19 protein-coding genes are annotated in these 25322 nt (G+C 70.6%); 3 read left to right on the top strand and 16 right to left on the bottom strand.

Annotation, left to right across the window (positions count from 1 at the left end; all coding sequences use genetic code 11):
• Window positions 1-2: 2 nt before the first annotated feature.
• The gene (locus HQK15_RS10345; RefSeq protein WP_254450917.1) at window positions 3-1928 is read right to left on the bottom strand and encodes an ABC transporter ATP-binding protein; all 1926 of its coding nucleotides are present in this window, start codon (window positions 1926-1928) and stop codon (window positions 3-5) included.
• Complete coding sequence (locus HQK15_RS10340; RefSeq protein ID WP_173491384.1) at window positions 1925-3661, bottom strand: ABC transporter ATP-binding protein; 1737 nt, start codon at window positions 3659-3661, stop codon at window positions 1925-1927. The genes HQK15_RS10345 and HQK15_RS10340 overlap by 4 nt, the downstream gene beginning before the upstream one ends.
• 207 nt (window positions 3662-3868) lie before the next feature.
• Between HQK15_RS10340 and HQK15_RS10335 the strand changes: the two genes are divergently transcribed.
• Window positions 3869-4732, top strand: a complete 864-nt coding sequence (locus HQK15_RS10335; RefSeq protein WP_217361584.1) for an alpha/beta hydrolase family protein — start codon at window positions 3869-3871, stop codon at window positions 4730-4732.
• A 46-nt stretch (window positions 4733-4778) separates the two neighbouring features.
• Here HQK15_RS10335 and HQK15_RS10330 read toward each other — a convergent pair whose 3' ends face one another.
• The 11 genes from HQK15_RS10330 to HQK15_RS10280 all read right to left on the bottom strand — a co-directional run bounded on the left by HQK15_RS10330 (window position 4779) and on the right by HQK15_RS10280 (window position 19247).
• Complete coding sequence (locus HQK15_RS10330; protein WP_173491383.1) at window positions 4779-6161, bottom strand: GntT/GntP/DsdX family permease; 1383 nt, start codon at window positions 6159-6161, stop codon at window positions 4779-4781.
• A complete protein-coding gene (locus HQK15_RS10325) occupies window positions 6158-6673 on the bottom strand; it encodes a gluconokinase (protein WP_173491382.1) in 516 nt (171 codons plus the stop codon). The genes HQK15_RS10330 and HQK15_RS10325 overlap by 4 nt, the downstream gene beginning before the upstream one ends.
• A gap of 68 nt (window positions 6674-6741) precedes the next feature.
• Window positions 6742-8277 (bottom strand): signal recognition particle protein, encoded by a 1536-nt coding sequence (gene ffh / locus HQK15_RS10320; RefSeq protein WP_173491381.1) that lies wholly within the window; start codon window positions 8275-8277, stop codon window positions 6742-6744.
• A 91-nt stretch (window positions 8278-8368) separates the two neighbouring features.
• Complete coding sequence (locus HQK15_RS10315; RefSeq protein WP_173491380.1) at window positions 8369-10648, bottom strand: [protein-PII] uridylyltransferase; 2280 nt, start codon at window positions 10646-10648, stop codon at window positions 8369-8371.
• A gap of 101 nt (window positions 10649-10749) precedes the next feature.
• Window positions 10750-11088, bottom strand: a complete 339-nt coding sequence (locus HQK15_RS10310; RefSeq protein WP_173491379.1) for a P-II family nitrogen regulator — start codon at window positions 11086-11088, stop codon at window positions 10750-10752.
• Window positions 11089-11090: 2 nt separating this feature from the next.
• Entirely contained in the window at window positions 11091-12341 is a 1251-nt protein-coding gene (locus HQK15_RS10305; protein ID WP_173491378.1) for an ammonium transporter, read from the bottom strand.
• 138 nt (window positions 12342-12479) lie between these two features.
• Window positions 12480-13622 (bottom strand): signal recognition particle-docking protein FtsY, encoded by a 1143-nt coding sequence (gene ftsY, locus HQK15_RS10300; RefSeq protein WP_367649136.1) that lies wholly within the window; start codon window positions 13620-13622, stop codon window positions 12480-12482.
• Window positions 13619-15220 (bottom strand): thiol reductant ABC exporter subunit CydC, encoded by a 1602-nt coding sequence (gene cydC, locus HQK15_RS10295; RefSeq protein WP_173491377.1) that lies wholly within the window; start codon window positions 15218-15220, stop codon window positions 13619-13621. The genes ftsY and cydC overlap by 4 nt, the downstream gene beginning before the upstream one ends.
• Window positions 15217-16833 (bottom strand): thiol reductant ABC exporter subunit CydD, encoded by a 1617-nt coding sequence (gene cydD, locus HQK15_RS10290; RefSeq protein WP_173491376.1) that lies wholly within the window; start codon window positions 16831-16833, stop codon window positions 15217-15219. Before cydD ends, cydC begins: the two co-directional genes overlap by 4 nt.
• Window positions 16834-16838: 5 nt before the next feature.
• Window positions 16839-17834 (bottom strand): cytochrome d ubiquinol oxidase subunit II, encoded by a 996-nt coding sequence (cydB, locus tag HQK15_RS10285; RefSeq protein WP_173491375.1) that lies wholly within the window; start codon window positions 17832-17834, stop codon window positions 16839-16841.
• A 12-nt stretch (window positions 17835-17846) separates the two neighbouring features.
• Entirely contained in the window at window positions 17847-19247 is a 1401-nt protein-coding gene (locus tag HQK15_RS10280; RefSeq protein WP_173491374.1) for a cytochrome ubiquinol oxidase subunit I, read from the bottom strand.
• A 104-nt stretch (window positions 19248-19351) separates the two neighbouring features.
• On the opposite strand from HQK15_RS10280, the gene HQK15_RS10275 reads away from it, so the two are divergent.
• Together HQK15_RS10275 and HQK15_RS10270 are read left to right on the top strand one after the other, a co-directional pair.
• A complete protein-coding gene (locus HQK15_RS10275) occupies window positions 19352-19720 on the top strand; it encodes a BlaI/MecI/CopY family transcriptional regulator (RefSeq protein ID WP_173491373.1) in 369 nt (122 codons plus the stop codon).
• Window positions 19717-20607, top strand: a complete 891-nt coding sequence (locus HQK15_RS10270) for a M56 family metallopeptidase (protein ID WP_173491372.1) — start codon at window positions 19717-19719, stop codon at window positions 20605-20607. The genes HQK15_RS10275 and HQK15_RS10270 overlap by 4 nt, the downstream gene beginning before the upstream one ends.
• Window positions 20608-20746: 139 nt before the next feature.
• Here the strand turns inward: HQK15_RS10270 and HQK15_RS10265 are convergent, their stop codons facing one another.
• The 3 genes from HQK15_RS10265 to smc are packed head-to-tail and all read right to left on the bottom strand — an operon-like array spanning window position 20747 to window position 25315.
• Complete coding sequence (locus HQK15_RS10265) at window positions 20747-21304, bottom strand: NYN domain-containing protein (protein ID WP_173491371.1); 558 nt, start codon at window positions 21302-21304, stop codon at window positions 20747-20749.
• A 28-nt stretch (window positions 21305-21332) separates the two neighbouring features.
• Window positions 21333-21767, bottom strand: coding sequence for an acyl-CoA thioesterase (locus HQK15_RS10260; protein WP_173491370.1), 435 nt, complete (start codon window positions 21765-21767; stop codon window positions 21333-21335).
• The gene (smc, locus tag HQK15_RS10255; protein WP_173491369.1) at window positions 21764-25315 is read right to left on the bottom strand and encodes a chromosome segregation protein SMC; all 3552 of its coding nucleotides are present in this window, start codon (window positions 25313-25315) and stop codon (window positions 21764-21766) included. Before smc ends, HQK15_RS10260 begins: the two co-directional genes overlap by 4 nt.
• Window positions 25316-25322 lie beyond the last annotated feature (7 nt).

The raw sequence follows: 25322 nt of genomic DNA, 5'->3' as shown, positions 1-25322 counted from the left end.
GCTCAGACCGTCGGCGCCGCGAACTGCGCCGAGTAGAGGCGCTGGTAGACGCCACCGGCCTCGACCAGCGACTCATGGGTGCCCTGCTCGACGATGTGCCCGTCCTCCATCACGACGATGTGGTCGGCGTCGCGGATCGTCGAGAGCCGGTGCGCGATGACGAACGAGGTGCGCCCCGAGCGCAGCTGCTCCATCGCACCCTGCACGAGCGACTCCGTGCGGGTGTCGACCGAGCTCGTCGCCTCGTCGAGCACCAGGATCGACGGGTCGGCGAGGAAGGCTCGAGCGATCGTCAGCAGCTGGCGCTGGCCCGCGCTGACGTTGGTGCCCTGGTCCTCGATCACGGTGTCGTAGCCGTCGGGCAGGGTGCGGACGAAGTGGTCGACATAGGCGGCCTCGGACGCCGCGATGATCTCGTCCTCGGTGGCGCGGTGCGCGCCGTAGGCGATGTTGTCGCGGATCGTGCCCTTGAACAGCCAGGTGTCCTGCAGCACGACACCGAAGTTCTCGCGCAGGGGGCCGCGATCCATCCGGGCGATGTCGACGCCGTCGAGCGTGATGCGACCCGACTGGACGTCGTAGAACCGCAGCACCAGGTTGGTCAGCGTCGTCTTGCCGGCGCCGGTCGGGCCGACGATCGCGATCGTCTGCCCGGGCTCGGCGACGAGGTCGAGGTGCTCGATCAGCGGCTCGTCGGCGACGTAGGAGAACGACACGTCCTCGAACACCACGCGCCCGCGCACCGGGTCGGGGAACGGGGCGTCGGCCTCGTCGGGCCGCTCCTCCTCCTCGTCGAGCAGCTCGAAGACGCGCTCGGCCGACGCGACGCCCGACTGGAGCACCTGGATCATCGCCGCGAGCTGGGTGAGCGGCTGGGTGAACTGGCGCGAGTACTGGATGAACGCCTGGACGTCACCGATGCTGAGCGCTCCCGACGCGACCCGCAGGCCACCGATGACGGCGACGAGGACGTAGTTGATGTTGCTGACGAACATCATGACGGGCTGCACGACGCCGGAGATGAACTGCGCCTTGAACGACGCCGTGAACACCGCGTCGTTGCGCGACTCGAACTCCTCGCGTGCCTCGGCCTGACGACCGAAGACCTTGACGACCTCGTGGCCCGTGAAGACCTCCTCGATGTGGCCGTTGAGGCGTCCCGTGCTGGCCCACTGCTTCATGAACTCCGGCTGCGAGCGCTTGGTCACCGCCTTGGTGATGGCGAACGCCAGGGGGATCGTCACGAGGGCGACGAGGGCGAGCAGCGGCGAGATGACGAACATCATCGCGAGCGTGCCGACGACCATGAGCAGGGACGTCAGCAGCTGGCTCATGGTCTGCTGGAAGGACTGCGCGATGTTGTCGATGTCGTTGGTCGTGCGCGACAGCACCTCGCCACGCTCGGTGCGGTCGAAGTAGGACAGCGGCAGACGGTTGATCTTGGCCTCGACGTCGCCGCGCAGCTCTGCGACCGTGCGCTGCACCACGATCGTCGTGACGCGGCCCTGGAACCACTGGAGCAGCGAGGCGAGCACGTAGAGCACCAGCACGCCGCCGAGCACCCACGACAGGCTCGTGAAGTCGATGCCCGATCCGGGCTGCAGGTCGACCGACGAGACGAGCGAGGCGAGCTGGTCGTTGCCCTCGGCCCGCAGTCCCGCGACGACCTCGGTCTTCGTGGCACCGTCGGGGAACTGGTCGGACAGGTAGCCCGTGAAGACGATGTCGGTGGCGTGGCCGAGGACCTTGGGTCCGACGACCGACAACGAGGTCGCCACGACGCCGAAGGCGACGACGCCCCACACCAGCAGCCGTTGACCCAGCACCCGGTCGGCGAGACGCCGCAGGGTGCCCGTGAAGTCCCTCGCGCGCGCCGGCGGCATGCCCATGCCCGCCAGCGCCGGGCCGCCCGGTCGTCCCCCGCTCATCGGGTCGCCTCCTCGAGGGTCAGCTGCGACAGGACGATCTGGCGATAGACCTCGCAGCCGTCCATCAGCTCTGCGTGCGTGCCGGTGCCGACGACCCTGCCCTCGTCGAGCACGACGATGCGATCGGATCCCCGGATCGTGGAGACCCGCTGCGCCACGATGACGACGGCGGCGCCGGCGGTGACCGGGCGCAGGGCCGCGCGCAGGGCGGCGTCGGTGCCGTAGTCGAGGGCCGAGAACGAGTCGTCGAACAGGTAGATCGCAGGCCGCTTGATGATCGCGCGCGCGATCGCGAGGCGCTGTCGCTGCCCGCCCGACACGTTGGTGCCGCCTTGGGAGACCGGGGCGTCGAGCTGCGCGGGCATCTTGGTCACGAAGTCGGTGGCCTGGGCGATCTCGAGCGCCTGCCACACCTCGGCGTCGGTCGCGTCGGGACGGCCGTAGCGCAGGTTGGAGCCCACCGTGCCCAAGAACAGGAACGGACGCTGCGAGACGAGACCGATCGCGGCCCAGACGTCCTCGGGGTGCAGCGTGCGGACGTCGTGGCCGTCGATCTCGACGCTGCCGCCGGTGGCGTCGAACAGCCGCGGGATCAGGCCCAGCAGCGTCGACTTGCCGCTGCCGGTCGACCCGATGATCGCCGTCGTCTCGCCGGGGCGGGCCACCAGGTCGATCTCGTGCAGGACGTCCTGCTCGGCACCGGGGAAGGCGAACGACGCACCGCGGACGTCGATGCGTCCGTGCGAGAGCGTCACGGGCACCGCGTCGTCCGGCGCCTGCACGCTGGGAACGGTGTCGAGCACCTCGGTGATGCGCTCGGCCGACACCTCGGCACGCGGCCAGAGCATCAGCATGAAGGTCGCCATCATGACCGACATGAGGATCTGCACCAGGTAGTTCTGGAACGCCGTGAGCGTGCCGACGTCGAGGTCGCCGCTGCTGATGCGGTAGCCGCCGAACCACGTCGCGAGCACCACCGACACGTTCATGATGAGCATGACGATCGGGAACATCATCGCCATCAGGCGGCCGACGGCGATCGCGACCTCCATGTTGTCGCGGTTGGCGTCACCGAAGCGCTCGGCCTCGTAGTCCTCCTTGACGAAGGCCCGGATGACCCGGATGCCCATGATCTGCTCGCGCATCACGCCGTTGATCGTGTCGATCTTGACCTGCAGCAGACGGAACAGCGGACGCATCTGGCGGATGACCAGGCCGATGCAGATGACGAGTGCCGGGATGACCAGCAGGAGCAGACCCGACAGCTCGACGTCCTGCCGCAGCGCCATGAAGATGCCGCCGAAGCACATGATGGGTGCCGTCACGAGCAGCGTCAGCGCCATGAAGACGATGAGCTGGACCTGCTGCACGTCGTTGGTCGATCGCGTGATGAGCGTCGGGGCCCCGAGCTCGGCCATCTCGCGCGCGGCGAACGTCTCGACCGTGCCGAACACGGCGCCGCGCAGGTCACGGCCGAGCGCCATCGCGGTGCGGGCGCCGTAGTAGACCGCGACGACCGTGCACACGACCTGCAGGATCGTGATCAGCAGCATGATGACGCCGGTGCGCACGATGAAGCCCGTGTCGCCGAGCACGACCCCCCGGTCGATGATGTCGGCGTTGAGCCCCGGGAGGTAGAGGTTGGCCAGCGTCTGGACGAGCTGGAAGAACAGCACGATCGCGATGGGCCGCTTGTAGGGCGCGAGGTAGGTCCTCAACAGCGGCAGCAGCATGGCCTCAGGCTATCCCTGCGCGCCGACAGCCCGTCTCGAGCGCCGCGCTGTCAACCGCCGCACCATTGACACGACTCGAAACTTTATGCACAGTGAGTGCATCAATTATGTGCGCCCAGTCACATCGGGGGGATGTTCCGCCGTCGCGTGACACGCGACACCGCTCGTCCCAGACGACCGGCGCACTTCCTGGAAGGAACGAGCACCATGCAGCTGAAGAGATCACTCGCCGGAGCCCTGCTCGCCTCGGCCCTCACCGTCGGGTCCCTGGGCGCGTCGCCGGTCGTCGCGGCCGACAACCCGTACGAGCGCGGCCCCGCACCGACGTCGTCGAGCATCGAGGCGACACGGGGCCCGTACGCCGTGAGCACCAAGGCACTGTCAGACCTCTCGACCCGCGGGTTCGGATCGGGAACGATCCACTACCCGACCTCCACCGCCGACGGGACGTTCGGCGTCGTCGCGATCGCGCCGGGCTTCACGGCGTACGAGTCGTCGATCTCGTGGCTGGGCTCGCGTCTCGCCTCGTTCGGCTTCGTGGTGATCACGTTCAACACCACCACGGTCTACGACCAGCCGGCCGCACGCGGCACCCAGCTGCTCGCCGCGCTCGACCAGGCGATCGGCGACAGCACCGTCGGCTCGCGCATCGATCCGTCACGTCAGGCCGTCGTCGGCCACTCGATGGGCGGCGGAGGGACCCTCGAGGCGGCCAAGACGCGCCGCTCCCTCGAGGCTGCGGTGCCGCTGACGGGCTGGAACACCGACAAGACGTGGCCCGAGGTCGAGGCCGCGACGCTCGTGGTCGGAGCGCAGGACGACACCGTGGCCCCGGTCGGCACGCACTCGGTCCCGTTCTACGGCTCGCTCAGCTCTGCCGAGCGCAAGGCATATCTCGAGCTGCGGGGCGCGAGCCACTTCGCGCCCAACAGCTCCAACACGACGATCGCGAAGTACACCGTGTCGTGGCTCAAGCGGTACGTCGACGACGACAGCCGCTACGAGCAGTTCCTGACGCCGGGTCCGTCGACCGGTGTCACGTCCGCAGTGTCGGACTACCGGATCGACTGACGGGCTGGGCCGGTGCGCGATCCTGCGGGGTCGCGCGCCGGTCGCGTCAGACGACCACGTCGAGGCCGAGCACCACCACGAGCCCCATGACCGAGAGCACGGTCTCCATGATCGACCAGCTCTTGAGGGTCTGGCCCACGCTCAGGCCGAAGTACTCCTTGACCAGCCAGAAGCCGGCGTCGTTGACGTGGGAGAAGAACACCGAGCCCGCTCCGATCGCCAGCACCAGCAGCGACACCTCGCCGCCGGCCAGGTCGTTGGCGATCGGCGCCATGATGCCGGCCGCCGTGATCGTGGCCACCGTCGCCGACCCCGTGGCGACGCGGATCAGCACCGCGACCAGCCAGGCGATCAGGAGCACCGACACGTTGCTGTCGCGCACGAAGTCGGACACGACCTCCGCGATGCCCGTGTCGACCAGGGTCTGCTTGAAACCGCCACCGGCGCCAACGATCAAGATGATGCCGGCGATGGGCGGCAGGGCGCTGCTGAGCACGTCGGACACGTCGTCCCTGGACATGCCGGTCGAGGTGCCGAAGGTGAAGATCGCGACGATCACCGCGATGAGCAGCGCCACGAAGGGCTCACCGATGAAGTCGAGGATGCTGCGCAGCGTCGTGCCGTCGTCGACGAGGATGTCGCCGAACGCCTTGCCCATCATCAGCACGACGGGCAGGAGCACCGTGGCCAGGGTGACGGCGAACGTCGGACGTCGCTCGCGCTTGTCGGGCGTCGCATCGAACAGGTCGCCGGCCGGCACCGGGACCCACCGGTCGGCGAACCGTGCGAACACCGGACCAGCGACCACGATCGTCGGGATCGCGACGACGACGCCGAGGCCGAGCGTGAGGCCCAGGTTGGCGTCGACGGCGTCGATCGCCGCGAGCGGACCCGGGTGCGGCGGCACGAAGCCGTGCATCGCCGACAGACCGGCGAGGGCGGGGATGCCGAGCGAGATGATCGACCGCTCGGCGCGCTTGGCCACCAGGAAGATGACCGGCATCAGCAGGACCAGACCGATCTCGAAGAACATCGGCAGGCCGATGATCGCGCCGATCGCGGCCATCGACCACGGCAGCATCCGCGGGCTGGACCGCCCGACGATGGTGTCGACGATCTGGTCGGCGCCGCCCGAGTCGGCCAGCAGCTTGCCGAACATCGCCCCCAGCGCGATCAGGACGCCGACACCGGAGACGGTGTCACCGACCCCGGTGCTGAAGCTCCCGACGACGTCGAGCATCGCGCGGCCGGCGATCGCGCCGACCGTCAGCGAGCCGAGGATCAGCGCGAGGAACGGGTGCAGCTTGAAGAACGTGATCGCGACGACCAGGACGGCGATGCCGACCAACGCGGCGGTGATGAGCTGCCCGGTGCCGGCGACGGCCGCGACGGGCTCGGGCGTGGCCGTGACGAGCGACGTGAGCGTCATGCCGCTCCCCCCTCGGTCAGCTCGGACCGGGCGATGAACGCGTCGACGATCTCGGCCGGGGTCGGCTCGATGTCGAACGCCCAGCCCCGTTCGTCGTCCTGCAGCGGCTCGAGCGTCTTCTCCTGCGACTCGAGCAGCGAGGGCGGCATGAAGTGGTCGCGGTGCTCCATGCGCGTCTTGATCAGGTCGTGGTCGCCTGTCAGGTGCAGGAACATCACCCGCGGTGCGGCGTCGACCAGGACGTCACGGTAGGCGCGGCGCAGCGCGGAGCAGCTGATGACCCCACCGTCGGCCCCGTGGAGTGCCAGCCACTTCCCGATCTCCGTGAGCCAGGGCCAGCGGTCGTCGTCGGTCAGTGGCGTGCCGGCCGACATCTTGGCGATGTTGGCCTCGGAGTGGAAGTCGTCGCCGTCCGCGTAGTCGACCCCGAACCGGTCAGCCAGCTCGTGCCCCACGGAGGACTTCCCGACTCCGGAGATGCCCATGACCACGACCAGCGGTGTTGCGCCCATGCGTCGACACTATGCCCGCATGGCCTGGTGCGGCAGGCGGGGTCAGAGCCCCTCGCCGGACCGACGGCCTACAACAGGTCCTTGAGCTCCTTGGGCAGCTCGAACGGCTGATCGCCCTGGGCGGGGAAGCCGAACGCTCCTGCGCCGTCACTCTGGGGCGCCGCTCCCGATGCCTCGGCGGCCCGCTTGGCCGGGTTGCCGGAGACGCGCTTGCCCTTCTTCTTCTGCTGGGGCTTCTGCTTGGCGCCCGCCCGCTTGCCGACCCCCGGCATGCCGGGAATGCCAGGCATGCCGGGCATCCCGCCGCCCTTGGCCATCTGCTGCATCATCTTCTGCATCGCGAAGAACTGGTCGACCAGGCCGTTGACGTCCTTGACCTCGGTGCCGGATCCCTTCGAGATCCTGAGGCGGCGCGACCCGTCGATGATCTTGGGGTTGTCGCGCTCGGCCGGCGTCATCGACTTGATGACGGCCTTGATCTTGTCGAACTGGCGCTCGTCGAAGTTGTTGATCTGCTCCTTGTACTGCCCCATGCCCGGGATCATGCCCATGACCTTCGACATCGAGCCGAGCTTGGCGATGCCCTCGAGCTGCTTGAGCAGGTCGTCCATCGTGAACGAGCCGCCCATCATCCGCTCGGCGTCCTTGGCGGCCTGGTCGGCGTCGAACGCCTTCTCGGCCTGCTCGATCAGGGTGAGCATGTCGCCCATGTCGAGGATGCGGCCGGCCATGCGGTCGGGGTGGAACGCATCGAAGTCGGTGAGCTTCTCACCGGTCGAGGCGAACATGATCGGGCGTCCGGTGATGGAGCGCACCGAGAGCGCGGCACCTCCGCGGGCGTCGCCGTCGAGCTTGGTGAGGACGACACCGGTGAAGTCGACGCCCTCGAGGAACGCCTCGGCGGTGACGACCGCGTCCTGGCCGATCATCGCGTCGATGACGAACAGGACCTCGTCGGGGTCGACGGCCGCTCGGATGTCGGCGGCCTGCTGCATGAGCTCGGCGTCGATGCCGAGACGTCCGGCGGTGTCGACGATGACGACGTCGTGCAGCGTGCGACGGGCCTCGGCGAGACCGGCGGTGGCGACCTGCACGGGGTCGCCGACACCGTTGCCGGGCTCGGGGGCGAAGACCGAGACGCCGGCCTGCTCACCGACGACCTGCAGCTGCGTGACGGCGTTGGGGCGCTGCAGGTCGCAGGCCACGAGCATCGGCGACTTGCCCTGCTCCTTGAGCCAGAGCCCCAGCTTGCCCGCGAGGGTCGTCTTGCCGGCACCCTGCAGGCCCGCGAGCATGATGACGGTCGGCGGGTTCTTGGCATAGCGGATGCGGCGCGTCTCGCCGCCGAGGATCGCCACGAGCTCGTCGTTGACGATCTTGATGACCTGCTGGGCCGGGTTGAGCGCCTGGCTCACCTCGGCGCCGAGGGCGCGCTCCTTGACGTTCGCAATGAACTCGCGGACGACCGACACGGCGACGTCGGCGTCGAGCAGGGCGACCCGGATCTCGCGCGCGACCGTGTCGATGTCGGCCTGTGACAGTCGACCCTTGCCGCGCAGGTTCTTGAACGCTGACTGCAGGCGATCTTGCAGGGTGTCGAACATGGGGCTGTCGTCGTCCTCAGGAAGATGGTGGGGGTCTGATCAACTCTAACCGAGGGCCCTCGGACCCTCGCCCGGACGCCCTGCGAGCGGGTCAGGCCAGGGCGGTCGCCAGGGCGTCGCGCAGGCCGGTCGCGGTGGCCTCGTCGAGCGACTGCCCCAGGTCGTCGACGACGTAGAAGACGTCGCGGACCTCGTCGCCGTACGTCGACATGTGCGCCGAGCGGATCGAGAGCCCGAGCGAGGCGATCCGGTCGCACACGGTCCACACGAGACCGCGGCGGTCGTGAGCCCTGACCTCGACCACGGTGGCCGTCTCGGAGACGTGCCCGAGCAGGCGTACGCGCGCGTCGGCCGCGTCGGCGATCGAGGCGAGCTCGAGCCGTCCGGCGAGGTCGAGCTCGCCGGCCATCGCGGGCCGCAGACGGTCCGACAGCCGTGCGGGGTCGACGTCGGGGCGCGACACCTCCCACAGCGAGACCGCGACGTCGCCGTGCGTGACGGTGCGGGCAGAGCGGATCGCGAGGCCGGCCAATGCCAGTCCCCCGGCGAGGTCGGCCATGACGCCCTGGCGGTCGGCGGTGACGATCGTCAGCAGCGATCCCCCTTGGTGCCCCTCGACCGTGAGGGTGAAGTCGGCCGGACCGGTCGTGCCCCGGTCGGGGATGGGCACGTGGACGGGCCAGCCCTCGTAGGTGTCGGCGTCGGGCGTCCTGACCGAGTCGTCGAGCACGCGTCGCACCTTGACGACCAGCCCCTCGATGAGTCCCCTGCGCCACGTCGACCACGCGCCGGGGCTCGTCGACTGCGCGTCGGACGCCGTGAGGGCGGCCAGCAGGTCGAGGAAGTCCTCCGTCTCGACGATCTCGGCGACGTTGGCCGCCGTCGACGGGTCCTCGATGTCGCGCCGGGTCGCGATGGTCGGCAGCAGCAGGTGCCAACGGACGAGCCGTCCGACGACGACGGCGTCGGCCTCGTCGAAGCCCCACCGCGTCGCGATGCGGGTCGCCATCGGCTCCCCCACCTCGGAGTGGTCGCCGTCGACTCCCTTGCCGATGTCGTGGAGCAGCGCCGCGACGGCGAGCAGGTCGGGTCGGGCGACGTCGCGCTTGACCGCTGCGGCCTGCACGCACGTCTCGAGGCTGTGACGGTCGACCGTGAACCGGTGCACCGGCGACGACGAGCCACGCAGCCGGATCGGTCCCCACTCCGGCAGCAGGCGGTCGACGACACCGGCGAAGTCGAGCTCGTCCCACACCCGGACGAGGCCCGAACCCGCCGTCAGCAGGTCGACGAGGTGGCGCCGGGCCGTGGGCGGCCACGGGTCGGGCAGCTCGCCCATCGTCCGCGCGAGCCGCGCCGCCGACCCGGGGCTGAGCGGCAGCCCCTCTCGGGCGGCCGCAGCCGCGGCACGGAGCGCGAGCTCGGGATCGGTCACCGGATCGGCGTCCTTGGTGACGATGACCTCGCCGTCGAGCACACCGACCCCGTCGGCGATGACGAGCACCTTGGGGCCGGTGGCGGTGATCGTGCCCTTGCGGGGCGGGGCGAGGGCGTCGTCGACCTTGCGCCAGGCCAGCGAGGCGAGGTGGGCGATGCGCCGGCCGAGCTGCCGCGTGTGCAGGTCGAGCTCCTCGGCCCCCATGCCGAGGTGACGCGCGACGTCGGGGATGACCTCGGCGTCGAGCCGCTCGACGCGGCGGCCGACGGTCTCGTGCAGCGCGTCCCGGACGTCGAGCAGCGCGCCCCTCAGCGCCTCGGACTCGCCGTGCGGCACGTCGATCAGCCACGTCGCCACCAGGGCCCGGAGGGTCACGCTGTCGCGCAGTCCCCCGCCCGACTCCTTCAGGTCGGGCACCGCTGCGTGGGCGAGCCAGCCGGACCGCTCGATGCGCGTCAGGCGCGCCTCGCGCACCTCGGCGACCCGGGTCCGCGCGTCACGGCGCCAGTCGGCGAGCACCTGCGAGCGCAGCGCCATGACCAGCCCGGAGTCGCCCGCGACGGCGCGGGCGTCGAGCATCCCCATCGCCGCCCGGTGGTCGGTCGCCGCGGCCTCACGCATCTGGATCGTGTCGCGGACCGAGTGGTCGAGGGCGACCCCCTCGTCCCAGAGCGGGTACCAGACCGCCTCGGCGACACCCCGGACGACGGACTCCTCGATCGAGGGATCGTGCAGCAGCACGACGTCGAGGTCGCTGAACGGCGACAGCTCGGAGCGTCCGTAGCCGCCGACGGCGACCAACGCCATCCCCGGACCCTCGCGAGGATCGCTGCCGCTGTCGGGTGCTGCGGCCGCGAACAGCTGCCGCAGCCGACGGTCGGCCTCGAGGGCCCGCTGTGCACGACGGGCGGCCAGCTCGGGGTTGTCGGTCACCCCCACAGGCTAGAGGACCCCGGGCATGCCGAAGGCGGTGCGCTGGCGTCCACTTCGTCGATCGACGTGGACGCTGGCGCACCGCCCTGCGGGTGCTGTGGCTAGAGCGCGGCCTCGTTGGTCTCGCCCGTGCGCACGCGCACGACCGAGTCGACGGGGATGACCCAGACCTTGCCGTCACCGATCTTGCCGGTCTGCGCCGACGTGGTGATCGTGGCGACGACGCTCTCGACGTCGGCGTCGTCGACGACGACCTCGAGGCGGATCTTCGGCACCAGCGACACGTCGTACTCCGCACCGCGGTAGACCTCGGTGTGGCCCTTCTGCTGACCGTAGCCACTGGCCTCGGTCACCGTCATGCCGGCGACACCTGCTGCTGCGAGGGCCTCGCGGACCTCTTCCCACTTGTGCGGCTTGATGACCGCGGTTACCAGCTTCATGCTCAGAGCTCCTTCAGAAGATTGGATCCGCCCGTGCTACTGCCGGCGTAGTCGTAGGCGGTCTCGAGGTGCTCGACCTGGTCGATGCCGGTCACCTCGTCCTCCTCGCTGACGCGGAAGCCGATCGTCACATCGATCAACTTACCGATCACGTACGTGAGGACGAACGAGTAGACGAGGACGACGAACGCCGCCACGAACTGCTTGCCGATCAGGTCGAGGTTGCCACCGTAGAAGATTCCGTCGCCGACAGCGAGGAAGCCGATCAGGAGCGTGCCGACGAGTCCACCGACGAGGTGGACGCCGACGACGTCGAGCGAGTCGTCGTAGCCGAGCTTGTACTTCAGGCCCACGGCCAGCGCGCACAGCACGCCGGCGACGATGCCGAGGGCGATCGAGCCGACCGGCGACACGGCGCCCGCGGCAGGGGTGATCGCGACCAGGCCGGCGACGGCACCGGACGCGGCGCCGAGGCTCGTGCCCTTCTTGTCGCGGACGTACTCGACCGCGATCCAGCCGATGATCGCCGCACCCGTGGCAACCGCGGTGTTGACGAACGCCAGTCCGGCCAGGCCGTTGGCGCCGACGGCGGAGCCGGCGTTGAAGCCGAACCAGCCGAACCAGAGCAGGCCGGCGCCGAGCAGGACGAACGGCAGGTTGTGCGGACGCATGGGGTCGCGACGCCATCCGACGCGCTTGCCCAGGACGAGCGCGAGGGCCAGGCCGGCCGCACCGGCGTTGATGTGGACCGCCGTGCCTCCGGCGAAGTCGACCGCCTCGAGCTTCGTGGCGATCCAGCCGCCGCTGTCGGCGTTGAAGTCGAAGACCCAGTGCGCGACCGGGAAGTAGACGATGGTCACCCAGATGACGACGAACAGGATCCAGGCGCTGAACTTGGCCCGGTCGGCGATCGCGCCGCTGATCAGGGCGACGGTGATGATGGCGAACATCAGCTGGAAGCCCACGAAGACGTACTCGGGGATCGTGCCGTAGACGGTGTCGGCCGAGATGTTCTGCAGGCCGAGGCGCTCGAAGCCGCCGAGGAGCTTGTTGCCCTCAGGGCTGAACGCGATCGAGTAGCCGTAGAGCACCCAGAGCACCGGGACGATGGCCAGAGCCGAGAAGCTCATCATCATCATGTTGAGGACGGTCTTCGAGCGGACCATTCCGCCGTAGAAGAACGCCAGTCCTGGCGTCATGAGCAGGACCAAGGCCGAGCTGGCCAGGATCCACGCGGTATCGCCGGTATCCATGAAACCTCCGAAAGTGATGTCCGCGGGCGAGGTGCCACCCGCTCGTCACAGCCTGATTGCGCAGGATTTCGTGTCACGGCCGATGATGTTGCGCCCGTGTCACGAAATCGGAGGTTGTGTTAACAGCGTGTTACGCCGTCAGGCCAGGAGCGCGTCAACGAACTCGTCGGCGTCGAACGGCGCCAGGTCGTCCGCGCCCTCGCCGAGACCGACGAACTTGACCGGGACGCCGAGCTCGCGCTGCACCGCGATGACGATGCCGCCCTTGGCCGTGCCGTCGAGCTTGGTCAGCACGATGCCCGTCACCTCGACGACCTCGCCGAAGACCCGGGCCTGGGTGAGGCCGTTCTGACCCGTCGTCGCGTCGATGACCAGCAGCACCTCGGTGACGGGCGCCTGCTTCTCGATGACGCGCTTGACCTTGCCGAGCTCGTCCATGAGGCCGGACTTGGTGTGGAGCCGCCCGGCGGTGTCGACGAGCACGACGTCGGTGCCGTCGGCGATGCCGCGCTGGACCGCCTCGAAGCCGACGCTGGCGGGGTCGCCGCCCTCGGGGCCGCGGACGGTCGGCACGCCGACGCGCTCGCCCCAGGTCTGCAGCTGGTCGGCGGCGGCGGCGCGGAACGTGTCGGCAGCGCCGAGGACGACGCTCTGCTCCCCCGCCACGAGCACGCGCGCCAGGCGACCGACCGTCGTGGTCTTGCCGGTCCCGTTGACCCCGACGACGAGCACGACGCCGGGCTTGCCGTCGGCGCCGGTCGACAGCAGCGAGCGGTCGAGCGACGGGTCGATGAGCCGCACGAGCTCGTCGCGCAGGGCCGTCTTGGCGACCTCGGGATCGGTGATGCCCTCGACGCGCAGCTTGGTACGGAGGTTCTCGACGAGCTCGTCGGTCGCGGCGACGCCCACGTCGGCCGCGAGCAGGGTGTCCTCGAGCTCCTCCCACGCGGCGTCGTCGAGCGTCGAGCGCCCGAGCACCGCGAGCAGGCCCTTGCCGAGCGATCCCTGCGACTTCGCGAGACGGGCGCGCAGGCGGACCAGTCGTCCCCGCGGAGCCTCGGGACGCTCGAGGGTGTCGACCGCAGCCGACGGCGCGTCGTCGTCCCCCTCGTCCTCGAGGTGCGGCTCGGGACGCTCGGGGTGGTGGATGACCTCGTCGGTGATCTCCTGCAGGTCAGCCGGTGGAGGCAGCTCTGCCCTGCCACGGGACATGACGAGGCCGATGCCTCCGCCCAGGATGACGACGGCGGCAAGGACGATGATGAGGACGGTCGTGGTCACACCGCGATCCTATGCGCGTCCCTCTCCCGCTCGCCGAGGGACACGACGTGGTCGAGGCGGCCGAGGACCGACGGGGAGTGGCTGATGACGACCAGGCTCCGGCCCGGAGCCAGCCGCAGGAGATCGTCCATCAGGGCCTCGCCGGCCGACGCGTCGAGGTGCTCCGTGGGCTCGTCGACCACCAGCACGCGGTGCCCCCCGAGCACGAGCCGGGCGAGGCACAGGCGCTGGCGCTCGCCGCCGGAGAGTCGGTTGCCCCGCTCGCCGACGGTTGTGTCGAGCCCGTCGGGCAGCGACGCAACGAAGTCGCCGAGTCCCGCGGTCGCCACGGCGGCGAGCATCTGGGCCTCGGTGGCGTCCGGGTCGGCGATGCGCAGGTTCTCCCGGATCGTGGTGTCGAAGACGATCTCGTCCTGGCCCAGGTAGCCGACGACCGACCGGACGTCGGCTGCTGCGAGGTCGCGGACGTCGACACCCCCGAGCAGCACCTGCCCGCCGCGCGGCTCGACGAGCCGGACGAGGGTCTGCGCGAGCGTGCTCTTGCCCGACCCGCTCGGGCCCCGGAGCCCGACGACGGCGCCGGCCGGCAGGTCGAGGTCGATCCCGTCGACGAGGGTCGAGGTCCACCCGATCGCGAGATCGCGGGCGACCAGGTCGTACGACGCGGGCAGCGGCATCGGCCGGGCGGGATCGGCGATCGCGTCGGCCGCCGACCTCAGCTCGTCGAGGCGTCGTTCGGCGCCCTCGATCTCAGGGCGAAGCCGCTCGGCGTCCGTCAGTGCCGTCAGGGGCTCGACCAGGGCGAGGGGCGCGAGCAGCACGACGCCGAGCAGCACCGGCGCGAGGCCGTCCGCCCCGGCGGCGATCAGTGCCATGGCGACGCCGGTCGCCACGAGCACCAGCGCCTCGCCCAGCCCGGTCATCACGGCAGCACGGCGCTGGGCGCCTGCCAGGGCCCCGGTGGACCGATGGGTCGCGGCGCGCAGCACGTCGGTGGCGCCGTACGCGACGAGGTCGGGAGCGGCCAGCACGGCCTGCGACACGTCGGCAGCCAGGTCACCGCGCCACTGGGCGGTGAGGCTGCCGGCCCGCCGGACCGACCACGGGACGACGACGCGCACGACCAGCATCGACACGACCGTCGAGGCCGTGAGGACGATGCCGGCGACCGGGTCGATGAGTCCCACGACGGCGATCGTGACGCCGCACGACACGAGCGCGATGATCCACGGCCCCCGCAGCCGGAGCACGCGGTCCTGGATCGCGTCGACGTCCGACACGACCCGGCTGACCAGGTCGCCGCGGCGGTGCGCGGGCATCCCGGCCGGGGCGACGCGGTCGAGATCGCGGTAGACGGCGATCCGCGCCTCGGTGACGCGGCTGAACGCCGCGTCGTGGGTGAGCAGGCGCTCGACGTACCGCAGCAGCGCCCGGCTGAGGCCGAAGAAGCGGACCGCCACGATCGCGACCATCAGGTAGAGCACCGGTGGACGCTCGGCCGCCCGGACGATGAGCCAGGCCGAGACCAGCAGCAGGCCGATGCCGGCCAGCTGGGACAGGACGCCGAACAGGCGCCCCCACCACAGGCGGCGCGTCATGCGTCCACCAGGCGCGTGGCGAGCCGCAGCTCGCGGTCGGCGGCGGCGATCGTCTCGGGTCGGTGCGCGACGACCACGACGGTGACGTCGAGGCCGCGCAGCGTCGAGAGCACGGATGCCTCGCGCGACGCGTCGAGGCCGGCCGTCGGCTCGTCCAGCAGGACGAGGCTCGCCCTCCCCCGCCTCACGCGCAGCACCGCCCGCGCGACGGCGATGCGGCGGCGCTCGCCGGCCGACACGTCGTCGCCCGACTCGTCGATCACGCGGTCGAGCGCGAGCTCGGCGGCGCCGGCATCGCGCAGGGCAGCCACGACGTCGGCCCGCGCCGAGAGCACGTCGCCGAGGCGGACGTTGTCCTCGACGGTGCCCGGCACGAGGCCCGGCACCTGCGGCACCCACGCAATCTGCTCACGCCACGCGACCGGATCGATCGTCGACAGCAGCACGCCGTCGACCAGGATGTCTCCGGCAGTCGGGCGCTCGAAGGCCATCAGGAGCGAGAGCAGGGTCGACTTGCCGCAGCCCGACGGACCCGTCACGGCGACGAACTCGCCGGGACGGATCCGCGTGTGGGCCAGGTCGAGCGCCGGAGCGGACCGTCCCTCGTGGCGCACCACGACGCCGTCCAGCACGATCTCGCTGCGGCGCAGGTCGGGCGCCGCGGCCGAGCCGTCGTGACGGTCGTGGTCGAGCAGGGCCAGCAGCTCGGCCGTGGCCTCGGCCCCCGCGGTGCTGTCGTGGAACATCGCGCCGAGGCGCTTGAGCGGCGCGAAGGCCTCGGGGGCGAGGAGCAGCACGAACAGGGCCGGCCCCAGCCCGAGATGCCCCTCGACGACGCGCAGGCCGACGCTCACCGCGACGAGGGCGACCGCCAGCGTCGAGAACAGCTCGAGCACCAGCGACGACAGGAAGGCCAGCCGGAGCGCCCGGACCGACTCCCGGCGGTGACGGTCTCCGACCTCGCGCAGACCGACCTCCTGGCGACGGCCGAACACCTTCAGCACCGTGAGTCCGTCGAGGACGTCCGCGAAGTGGCGGCCGAGGCGCTCCAGCGCCTGCCAGCGCCGATCGATGCGGTCCTTCGTCACGAGGCCGACGAGCACCAGGAAGACGATCACGAGGGGCAGCGTCACCGCCAGGACGATCGCCGAGAGCAGGTCGGCACGGGCGACGGAGACCAGCACGAGCGGCGGGACGAGCGCCGAGAGCACGACCTGGGGCAGGAACCGACCGACGTACCCGTCGAAGGCGTCGAGGCCCGGCCCGAGCAGGGCCACCACACGTGAGCTGCTGGGTCGCGGTCCGACCCGGCGCGGGTCGAGCAGGTCGTCCACGACCTCGTGGCGCAGCTCGGCCTTGACCGTCGCTGCCGCCCGGGCGGAGACGGCGGTGTGGAGCCACGCGACCAGCGCGCGGCCGGCGAGGCCCGCGGCGATGGCGAGGGCCAGCGCAGCAACGGGCTCGCCGTCGAAGTGGCGGGCGACGACCTGCGCGACGACATGGGCCACTGCGATGACGAGGACTGCGGTGACCAGGCCGAGGACGACGCTGACGGCGAGCAGGCGCCGCACACCGCGCGATCGGCGGACCAGTCGGGGATCGAGAGGACGCATGCGGCTCAGCCCGGGATGTGCTGGACGCCGATGCGACGGCGGAAGACCCAGTAGGACCAGCCCTGGTAGACCAGGACGATCGGGGTGAACACCACCGCGACCCACGACATGATCTTGAGCGTGTAGGGCGTGGACGCGGCGTTGGTCGTCGTCAGGTTGAACGCTGCGTCGATCGACGACGGCATGACGTCCGGGAAGAGCGCCACGAACAGCGTGATGACGAGCAGGCCGACCGAGACCGCGGTGCCGGCGAACGCCCACCCGTCGCGACGACCGACCGCGTTGACCAGGCCACCGGCGAACGAGCCGATCGCGAGCAGGCCGATGAGCCAGACCGCCGGACCGGAGTGGTTGACGCCCGTCCAGACGACGAAGGCCGTCATCAGCAGGCCGGCGACCAGACCGACGCGCAGACCGAGCGAGATGGCCCGCTCGCGGATGTCGCCCACGGTCTTGAGGCCCACGAAGAACGCGCCGTGGACCAGGAAGACCGACACCGTGACGGCGCCGCCGAGCAGCGCGTACGGGTTGAGCAGGTCGAAGAAGCCGCCGACGTACTCCTTGTCGGCGTCGATCGGCACGCCGCGGACGATGTTGGCGAGCGCGACTCCCCACAGCAGCGCCGGCACGAACGACCCGAAGACGATCGCGATGTCGCAGTTGCGGCGCCAGGATGCGTCGGGCCGCTTCGAGCGGAACTCCAGACCGATGATCCGGACGATCAGGGCGATGAGGATCAGGAGCAGCGGGAGGTAGAACCCGCTGAACAGCGTCGCGTACCACTCGGGGAACGCGGCGAACGTCGCCCCGCCGGCCACGAGCAGCCACACCTCGTTGGCGTCCCAGACCGGCCCGATCGTGTTGATCAGCACGCGGCGCTCCTTGTCGCCCTGCGCGAGGACGGCCAGCAGCATGCCGACGCCGAAGTCGAATCCCTCGAGCACGAGGTAGCCGACCCACAGGACGGTGATGAGGATGAACCAGAAGGTCGTCAGTTCCATGGCGGTCTCCGCTCAGTAGGCGAACGCGAGCGGCGCGTCCACGTCGTCGGGGTCTCGGGGCGGGTCGAGTTCGGGCAGGCCGGCCTGGACGTAGCGCAGCAGCAGGCGCACCTCGATCAGGGCCAGGACGCCGTAGAGCAGCGTGAACGCCGCCAGCGAGGTGGCGACCTCCCCGACGCTGGTGCTCGGCGAGACACCGGCCGACGTCGGCATCAGGCCGAACACGACCCATGGCTGACGACCCATCTCGGTGAAGATCCAGCCGAACGAGTTGGCCGCCATCGGCAGCAGCGGGAGGACGATCGCGGCCCGCAGCATCCAGCGCGACTGCGGGGTCCGGCCTCGTCGGGTGGCCCAGAGCATGAGGGCTCCGGCTGCCATCGCGAGCCCGCCGGCGGTGATCATCGCGCGGAACGTCCAGTAGGTCACGGGGATGTTGGGCGTGTAGTCACCCGGGCCGTACGTCTGCTCGTACTCGGCCTGCAGCGAGTCGATGCCCCTGACCTCGCCGTCGAAGCTGCCCGTGCCGAGGAACGACAGCAGCTTCGGCACCTCGAGCTTGAAGACCTCCTCGGAGCCGTCGAGCGTCCCGATGGTGAGGATCGAGAACGGTGCCGGGCTCGCATCCTCGTAGAGCGCCTCGGCGGCGGCCATCTTCATGGGCTGCACCTCGGTCATGACCTTGCCCTGGAAGTCGCCGCTGATCATGGTGCCGAGCCCGGCGATGAGCAGGGTCGCGGCGCCCAGGCGGAAGGCCGGACGGAAGGCGTCGGCGTCCCGGTCGGGGTGGCGCATCATGTGCCAGAGCGCGACGCCGGCCACGAAGGCGCCCGCGACCATGAAGCAGCCGACGATCTGGTGCGGGAACGTGACGAGCAGGACCTTGTTGGTCAGCACGGCGCCGAAGTCGGTCAGCTCGGCGCGACCCTTCTCGGCGTTCAGGGTGTAGCCGACCGGGTTCTGCATGAACGAGTTGGCCGCGAGGATGAAGTAGGCCGAGAAGACCGTTCCTGCAGCGGCGATCCAGATGCACGCGAGGTGCAGGCCGGGCTTCAGGCGGTCCCAGCCGAAGATCCACAGCCCGAGGAACGTCGACTCGAGGAAGAACGCGAGCAGGCCCTCGATCGCGAGCGGCGCCCCGAAGATGTCGCCGACGAACCGCGAGTAGTCGCTCCAGTTCATGCCGAACTGGAACTCCTGGACGATGCCCGTGGCGATGCCCATCGCGAAGTTGATCAGGAAGAGCTTGCCGAAGAACTTGGTGAGACGGAGCCAGCGCTCGTTGCCGGTGCGCCACCAGACGGTCTGCATCGTCGCGACCAGGACGGACAGACCGATCGTCAGCGGTACGAAGAAGAAGTGATAGACCGTCGTGATCCCGAACTGCCAGCGTGCGAGGTCCAGGACTTCCATGCCATCTCCTTGATCTACTACAAGTCGTAGTAACTTCTACCGACTGTAGTAACCGAAGGGCCCGCACGCAAGGGACCTACTACCCAGCGTCGTAGACTTAGGTCATGCCCCGCCTGGGAGAGCTCGAACGCTCCGTCATGAACGTCCTGTGGGACGCCTCCGAGCCGCTCACGGTGCGTGAGGTGCTCGACAGCCTCGACGACCGCGCCCTCGCCTACACGACCGTCATGACGGTGCTCGACCGCCTGGGCGCCAAGGAGATGGTCGTCCGCGAGCGCGACGGTCGGGCGTTCCGCTACGCGCCCGCCCTCGCCCGGGACGCCGCGACGTCCGAGCTCCTGCACGCAGCCCTCGACCAGGCCGGCGGCGACCGCACGGCCGCGCTCGTGCACTTCGCCCGCAGCGTCGACCCGGCCGAGGCCCAGGCCCTGCGCGCCGCCCTCGACGAGATCGAGTCCCGGACCTCGGAATGACGCCGGTCCTACTCGGCCTGATCGGGCTGGCGCTGGCGCTGCCCGTCCCGGCCCTCCTCGCACGGATCGCGTGGCCGCTGCTGGTGCCCCGCGCCGGGATCGTGCTGTGGCAGTCGTTCGCCCTGGCAGCCGTGCTGGCGATCTCCGGGGCCGCCCTCTCGACGGCTCTGTGGCTCGTGACGGATGACCGTCTGACGTGGTGGCGCATCGCACTGCACCTGGTGATCCTGGGCATCGGCGTGCTGGTGTGGGCCCGCTTCTGGTGGGCTGCGTGGACCGTCTGGCGGGAGACCCAGGCCCGGCGACGTCGTCAACGCCACCTCGTCGACCTGCTCGGCGAGGCCGACGGCATGGCCCCGGCGCTGCGCATCCTGCAGGAGCAGACGCCCATCGCGTACTGCGTGCCTGGCATGGGCTCACCGCGGATCGTCGTCTCGCAGGGCACGATCTCCGCCCTATCGGCCACCGAGTACGCCGCGGTGCTGGAGCACGAGCGGGCCCACGTCAGGCGCCGGCACGACCTCGTGCTCGAGGCGTTCACGGTGCTACACCGGGCGTTCCCGCGCTTCCTGCGCACCGATGCCCCCCTCGTGCAGAGCAAGATCATGGTCGAGCTGCTGGCCGACGACGCGGCACGCAAGGCCGTCGGTGACGCGCCGGTCGCGCGGGCGCTCGTGACCCTCGCCGGGGCGCCGACCCCCGCCGGGGCCCTGGGCAGCGGTGGCGCCGCCCGGGCGCGCATGGCGCGCCTGCAGGACCCCGACCCCCGCAACGCCCTCGCCTCGACGACGGCCTATGCCATCTCGGCCATCGTGCTGGTCGCGCCGACCGTCCTGCTCGCCGTCCCGTGGATGCTCCACGCCCTCGACACCCTCACCCAACGCTGACGAGAGCGTTCCCGCCCCTCGCGGAGACCCTTTTCGCCCCTCGAGGAGACCGTTGTCGCCCTCGTGGGGGCCGCAACGGTCTCGCGAAGGGGCAGCAACCCTCTCGCGAAGGGGCAACAAGGGTCTCGTCAGCGGGGGGTCAGAGGAAGTCGCGGGGGTCGAACTCGGCGATCGGGATGACGCGGATGCGCGGCAGCGTCTCGTTGAACGCCTGCACGTCGTACTCGAGGTCGTGGAACTCCAGACCGCGGTCGAACAGCGGGACGTAGCCCGCGTTGCGGAACTCGTGGAACGCCAGCAGGGCCGTCCGCCGTCCCGGACCGACCAGCGGTTCGAGCTGCTCGATGAAGTCGCCGTCGTTGCTGGCCAGCATGACGTCGGCCTCGCGCCGGCCGAGCTCCTCCAGCGTGCGCTGGATGGCGATGTCGACGACCTTCTCGTCCGACCGACCCGACAACGGGACGGCCCGAAAGCCCATCGACGTGAGCGCCTGCACGAACGGCATCGGCAGCTCGCCGTTGGCGGCGAGGAAGAACAACCCGCTGACGGGCTGGTCCCACGCGTCCTCGGCGAACTGCAGCAGCCGGTCCCAGCGGGGGCGCTCGTGCGGGTTGGGGCGTCGCCCCAGGATCGACTGACCGAGGGTCGCGTCGATGTTCTCGCCGTCGACCAGGACGTACGTCGTGCGATCCGTCATGCTCGGACCCTATACGCCCGCGATCGGGTCAGGCGACGACGAGTGGCGTGACGGCCGCGCGGATCACGTCGGGGACCGGCGTGACGGTGCGTTCGGCCGCATCGACGTAGACGTGCACGAAGTGACCGATCGCTGCGGGCTCGTCGCTGTCGCCCTGGAACAGCCCGATCCGGTAGACGATGCTCGACGTGCCGAGCCGGGTGACCGCGAGACCTGCCTGCACGTCGCCCGGGAAGCCCAGCTCGCGCAGGAAGGTGCACCGGGTCTCGGCGACGAGCCCCACGGCATCGAGCCGCCGGATGTCGGTGCCGGTCGCGTCGATCAGGAAGCCGTTGACCGCCGTGTCGAAGAACGAGTAGTAGACGACGTTGTTGACGTGGCCGTAGACGTCCTCGTCCTCCCACCGCGTCGTGATGGTGCGCAGCACCGAGAAGTCGGTGCGCGTGGTCGGGCCCTCGCTCACACCGACGCCTCGTCGCGCAGACGCTGGCTGATCACCGCGGACACGCCGTCGCCGCGCATCGACACGCCGTAGAGCGCGTCGGCGACCTCCATCGTCCGCTTCTGGTGCGTGATGACGATGAGCTGGGAGTTGGCGCGCAGCTCTTCGTAGAGCTCGAGCAGGCGGCCCAGGTTGGCGTCGTCGAGCGCGGCCTCGACCTCGTCGAGGATGTAGAACGGGCTCGGGCGAGCCTTGAACAGCGCGACGAGGAAGGCCACGGCCACGAGCGACCGCTCGCCACCGGACAGCAGCGACAGCCGCTTGACCTTCTTGCCGGCCGGGCGCGCCTCGACGTCGATGCCCGTCGTCAGCATGTTCTGCGGATCGGTGAGCACGAGCGCGCCCTCACCGCCGGGGAACAGGCGGCTGAACACGTGCTGGAAGGCGCTCTCGACGTCGTACCAGGCCTCGGTGAAGACCTGCTCGACCTTGGCGTCGACCTCCTCGACGATGTCGAGCAGGTCCTGACGGGTCTTGCGCAGGTCGTCGAGCTGCTCGGAGAGGAACTGGTGCCGCTCCTCCAGCGCCGTGAACTCCTCGAGCGCCAGCGGGTTGACCTTGCCGAGCATCGCCATCGACCGCTCGGCGGTGCGCAGCCGCTTGACCTGGGCCTCGCGGACGTACGGGACGGGCTCGGTGGGCAGCGAGTCGTCCTCGCCCTCGACCGTGATCGGCGGGACGAGCTGCTCGGGCCCGTAGTCGGCGACGAGCGTCTCGACCTCCAGGCCGAGCTCCTCCAGCGCGCGGCTCTCGAGCCCCTCGAGGCGCAGGCGCATCTCGGCGCGCGCCATCTCGTCCTTGTGCACCGAGTCGGTCAGCCCGTCGAGCTGCGTCGACAGGTCGCGCAGCTGGCCGCGGACGCTGCGCAGCGTCTCCTCGCGGCCCGAGCGGGACGTCTCGATCTCGTGCCGCAGGGTCGACGCTTCGGCGATCGACCGCTCGAGCCGGGCGAGGACCTGGTCGCTCGCGAGGATCACGGCCTTGGCCGTCTCGGCCTCGCGCAGCTGGCGGGCGCGACGCTCGGCGGCGCGGACCCGGGCCTCGCGCTCGGCCTCGGCGGCCTCGAACAGCGCCGTGACCTGGCCGGCCAGGGCGCGGGCGCGCTCCTCGTTGGTGCGCAGCGCCAGACGTGCCTCGGTCTCGGCGCGGCGGCAGCCCGAGGCCTTCTCGGCCAGCTCCTCGAGCAGGGCAGTGTCGGGCTCCTCCTCGGGAGCCGCCTCGGCCTGGGCGAGACGCTCCTCGAGCTCCTGCAGGCCCGACAGGTCTCCGGCCATGGCCTCCTCGGCGGACGTGATCGCGGTCGTGAGGCGATCGGCCTCGCCGCGGGCGGCCCGCGACGTGGCACCGAGGTGGCCGAGGTTCTCGGCGACGGCGGCCATCGTGGCGTCCGACTCGTGCAGCTGGGCGAGCGCGGCGTCGACCCGCTCCTGCGCCGCGGCCCGCACCGTCTCGCCGGTCTCCTGCTCGAAGCGCAGCCGCTCGAGGGTGTGGACGGCCGCGGCAAGATCGTCGTCGGCCTTGGTGATCGCGGCCTGGACCTCGATGAGGCTCTGCTTGGACGTCGATCCGCCCGCGGCGAAGTGCGCACCGAGGATGTCACCGTCGCGCGTGACCGCCGTGACGTCGGGAGCCAGGCGGATGACCTCCTGCGCGTGCTCGAGCGTGTCGACCACGGCGACCTTGAACAGCAGCCGGCGCAGCGCGCCCTGCAGCGACGCCGGCCCGTCGACCACGTCGATCGCGTAGGTCGCGAGGTCGGGCAGCCCCGGCCACGTGGAGTCGTCGACCTCTCCCCCGCCGAGCAGCATGCCCGCGCGGCCGAGGTCCTCGGACTTGAGCATCTCCATCGCCGACACCGCGGTGTCGAGGTGGTCGACCGCCACGGCGTCGGCCGCCGACCCGAGAGCCGCGGCGATCGCCGTCTCGCACCCGTCACGGACGGTGAGCAGCGCCGCGACGGAGCCGAGCAGGCCGCTGATCTCGTCGGTGGCCGCGAGCAGCGCGCCCGCGCCGTCCTTGCGGGCCAGGCCGAGCTCGAGCGCCTCCTTGCGGGCCGTGAGCGCCGCCTGCTGGCGCTCGGCGTCCTGCATCTGGGTGCTCAACGTCGACAGGACGGTGACCGCCTCGCCGAGGGCAGCCTCGGCGACCTCGAGCTCCTCGTCGAGCCCGGACTCACCGGCGTTGAGCCCGGCGATCTCGTTCTCGAGCGCCGTGAACTGGCGCTGCGCCTCGACCGCGCGCGCCTCGGCCCCCTCGCGGGCGCTCGTGAGGCGTCCGACCTCCTCGCCGGCGGCGGTCGCGCGACTCTTGAGCGCGTTGACCTGGCCGTGCAGACGAGCCAGGCCCTCGCGCTGGTCGGCCGCGGCACGCAGCAGGCCGGCGACCCGGCGCTCCTCGGCGGTGTAGGTCGTCTCGGCCTCGTTGCGCTCGGCGATGACGGACTCGAGCGCCGTCGTCGCCGCGGCGACGCCCGCGCTCAGCTGCTCGTGCTGCTCCTGCGCACGGTGCGCCTCGGCCTCGAGCTCCTCGGGGTCGCGACCGACCCGGCGGTCGTCGGCCTCGACGGCGGCGAGCCGCACCCGCTCGTTGGCCAGGCCCGCGGTGCCGCGGATGCGTTCACGCAGGCCCGAGAGGCTGTACCAGGTCTCCTGCGCAGCGGAGAGCCGCGGCGAGTCCTCCCGCAGCTGGTCCTCGAGCTCGGTCTCCTGCTCGCGGGCGGCCGCGATGGCCTGCTCGACAGCCTGGCGCTTCTGCTTGAGCGCCGTCTCGTCGGCGAGCTCGGTGGCGATCGTGGTGCGCGCCGTGACGATGTCGTCGGCCAGCAGCCGGGCGCGGGCGTCGCGGACGTCAGCCTGGATGACGGCTGCGCGGCGAGCGACCTCGGCCTGGCGACCGAGCGGCTTGAGCTGGCGACGCAGCTCGGTGAGCACGTCGTTGAGACGCGTCAGGTTGCCCTGCGTGGCGTCCAGCTTGCGGATCGCCTTCTCCTTGCGCTTGCGGTGCTTGAGGACGCCGGCCGCCTCCTCGATGAAGCCGCGGCGCTCCTCAGGCGTCGCCCGCAGGACGCTGTCGAGCTGGCCCTGTCCGACGATGACGTGCATCTCGCGCCCGATGCCGGAGTCGCTGAGCAGCTCCTGGACGTCGAGCAGACGGCACGTGTTGCCGTTGATCGCGTACTCCGAGCCGCCGTTGCGGAACATCGTGCGCGAGATCGTGACCTCGGTGTACTCGATCGGCAGGGCGCCGTCGGAGTTGTCGATCGTCAGCACGACCTCGGCGCGACCGAGCGGCGGACGCCCGGACGTGCCGGCAAAGATGACGTCCTCCATCTTGCCGCCGCGCAAGGACTTGGCGCCCTGCTCGCCCATGACCCACGACAAGGCGTCGACGACGTTGGACTTGCCGGAGCCGTTGGGGCCGACGACGCAGGTGATGCCGGGCTCGAGCTGCAGGGTCGTCGAGGAGGCAAAGGACTTGAACCCACGCAGTGTGAGGCTCTTGAGGTACAACGGGGGC

It is taken from the genome of Aeromicrobium stalagmiti (assembly GCF_013283745.1).
In the GTDB taxonomy this organism is placed as follows: Bacteria; Actinomycetota; Actinomycetes; order Propionibacteriales; family Nocardioidaceae; genus Aeromicrobium; species Aeromicrobium stalagmiti.
Note: the sequence above shows the minus strand (reverse complement) of the source record. Positions and strands in the feature narration are given on the sequence as shown.

Bases quoted from the DNA above. Each gene is read 5' to 3' on its own strand.
- HQK15_RS10335 (WP_217361584.1), top strand. From the start codon at position 3,869: ATGCAGCTGAAGAGATCACTCGCCGGAGCCCTGCTCGCCTCGGCCCTC.
- HQK15_RS10310 (WP_173491379.1), bottom strand. From the start codon at position 11,088: ATGAAGCTGGTAACCGCGGTCATCAAGCCGCACAAGTGGGAAGAGGTC.
- HQK15_RS10275 (WP_173491373.1), top strand. From the start codon at position 19,352: ATGCCCCGCCTGGGAGAGCTCGAACGCTCCGTCATGAACGTCCTGTGG.
- HQK15_RS10340 (WP_173491384.1), bottom strand. From the start codon at position 3,661: ATGCTGCTGCCGCTGTTGAGGACCTACCTCGCGCCCTACAAGCGGCCC.
- HQK15_RS10270 (WP_173491372.1), top strand. From the start codon at position 19,717: ATGACGCCGGTCCTACTCGGCCTGATCGGGCTGGCGCTGGCGCTGCCC.
- HQK15_RS10280 (WP_173491374.1), bottom strand. From the start codon at position 19,247: ATGGAAGTCCTGGACCTCGCACGCTGGCAGTTCGGGATCACGACGGTC.
- HQK15_RS10305 (WP_173491378.1), bottom strand. From the start codon at position 12,341: ATGGATACCGGCGATACCGCGTGGATCCTGGCCAGCTCGGCCTTGGTC.
- HQK15_RS10345 (WP_254450917.1), bottom strand. From the start codon at position 1,928: ATGAGCGGGGGACGACCGGGCGGCCCGGCGCTGGCGGGCATGGGCATG.
- HQK15_RS10265 (WP_173491371.1), bottom strand. From the start codon at position 21,304: ATGACGGATCGCACGACGTACGTCCTGGTCGACGGCGAGAACATCGAC.
- HQK15_RS10325 (WP_173491382.1), bottom strand. From the start codon at position 6,673: ATGGGCGCAACACCGCTGGTCGTGGTCATGGGCATCTCCGGAGTCGGG.
- cydC (WP_173491377.1), bottom strand. From the start codon at position 15,220: ATGACGCGCCGCCTGTGGTGGGGGCGCCTGTTCGGCGTCCTGTCCCAG.
- HQK15_RS10330 (WP_173491383.1), bottom strand. From the start codon at position 6,161: ATGACGCTCACGTCGCTCGTCACGGCCACGCCCGAGCCCGTCGCGGCC.
- cydD (WP_173491376.1), bottom strand. From the start codon at position 16,833: ATGCGTCCTCTCGATCCCCGACTGGTCCGCCGATCGCGCGGTGTGCGG.
- ffh (WP_173491381.1), bottom strand. From the start codon at position 8,277: ATGTTCGACACCCTGCAAGATCGCCTGCAGTCAGCGTTCAAGAACCTG.
- cydB (WP_173491375.1), bottom strand. From the start codon at position 17,834: ATGGAACTGACGACCTTCTGGTTCATCCTCATCACCGTCCTGTGGGTC.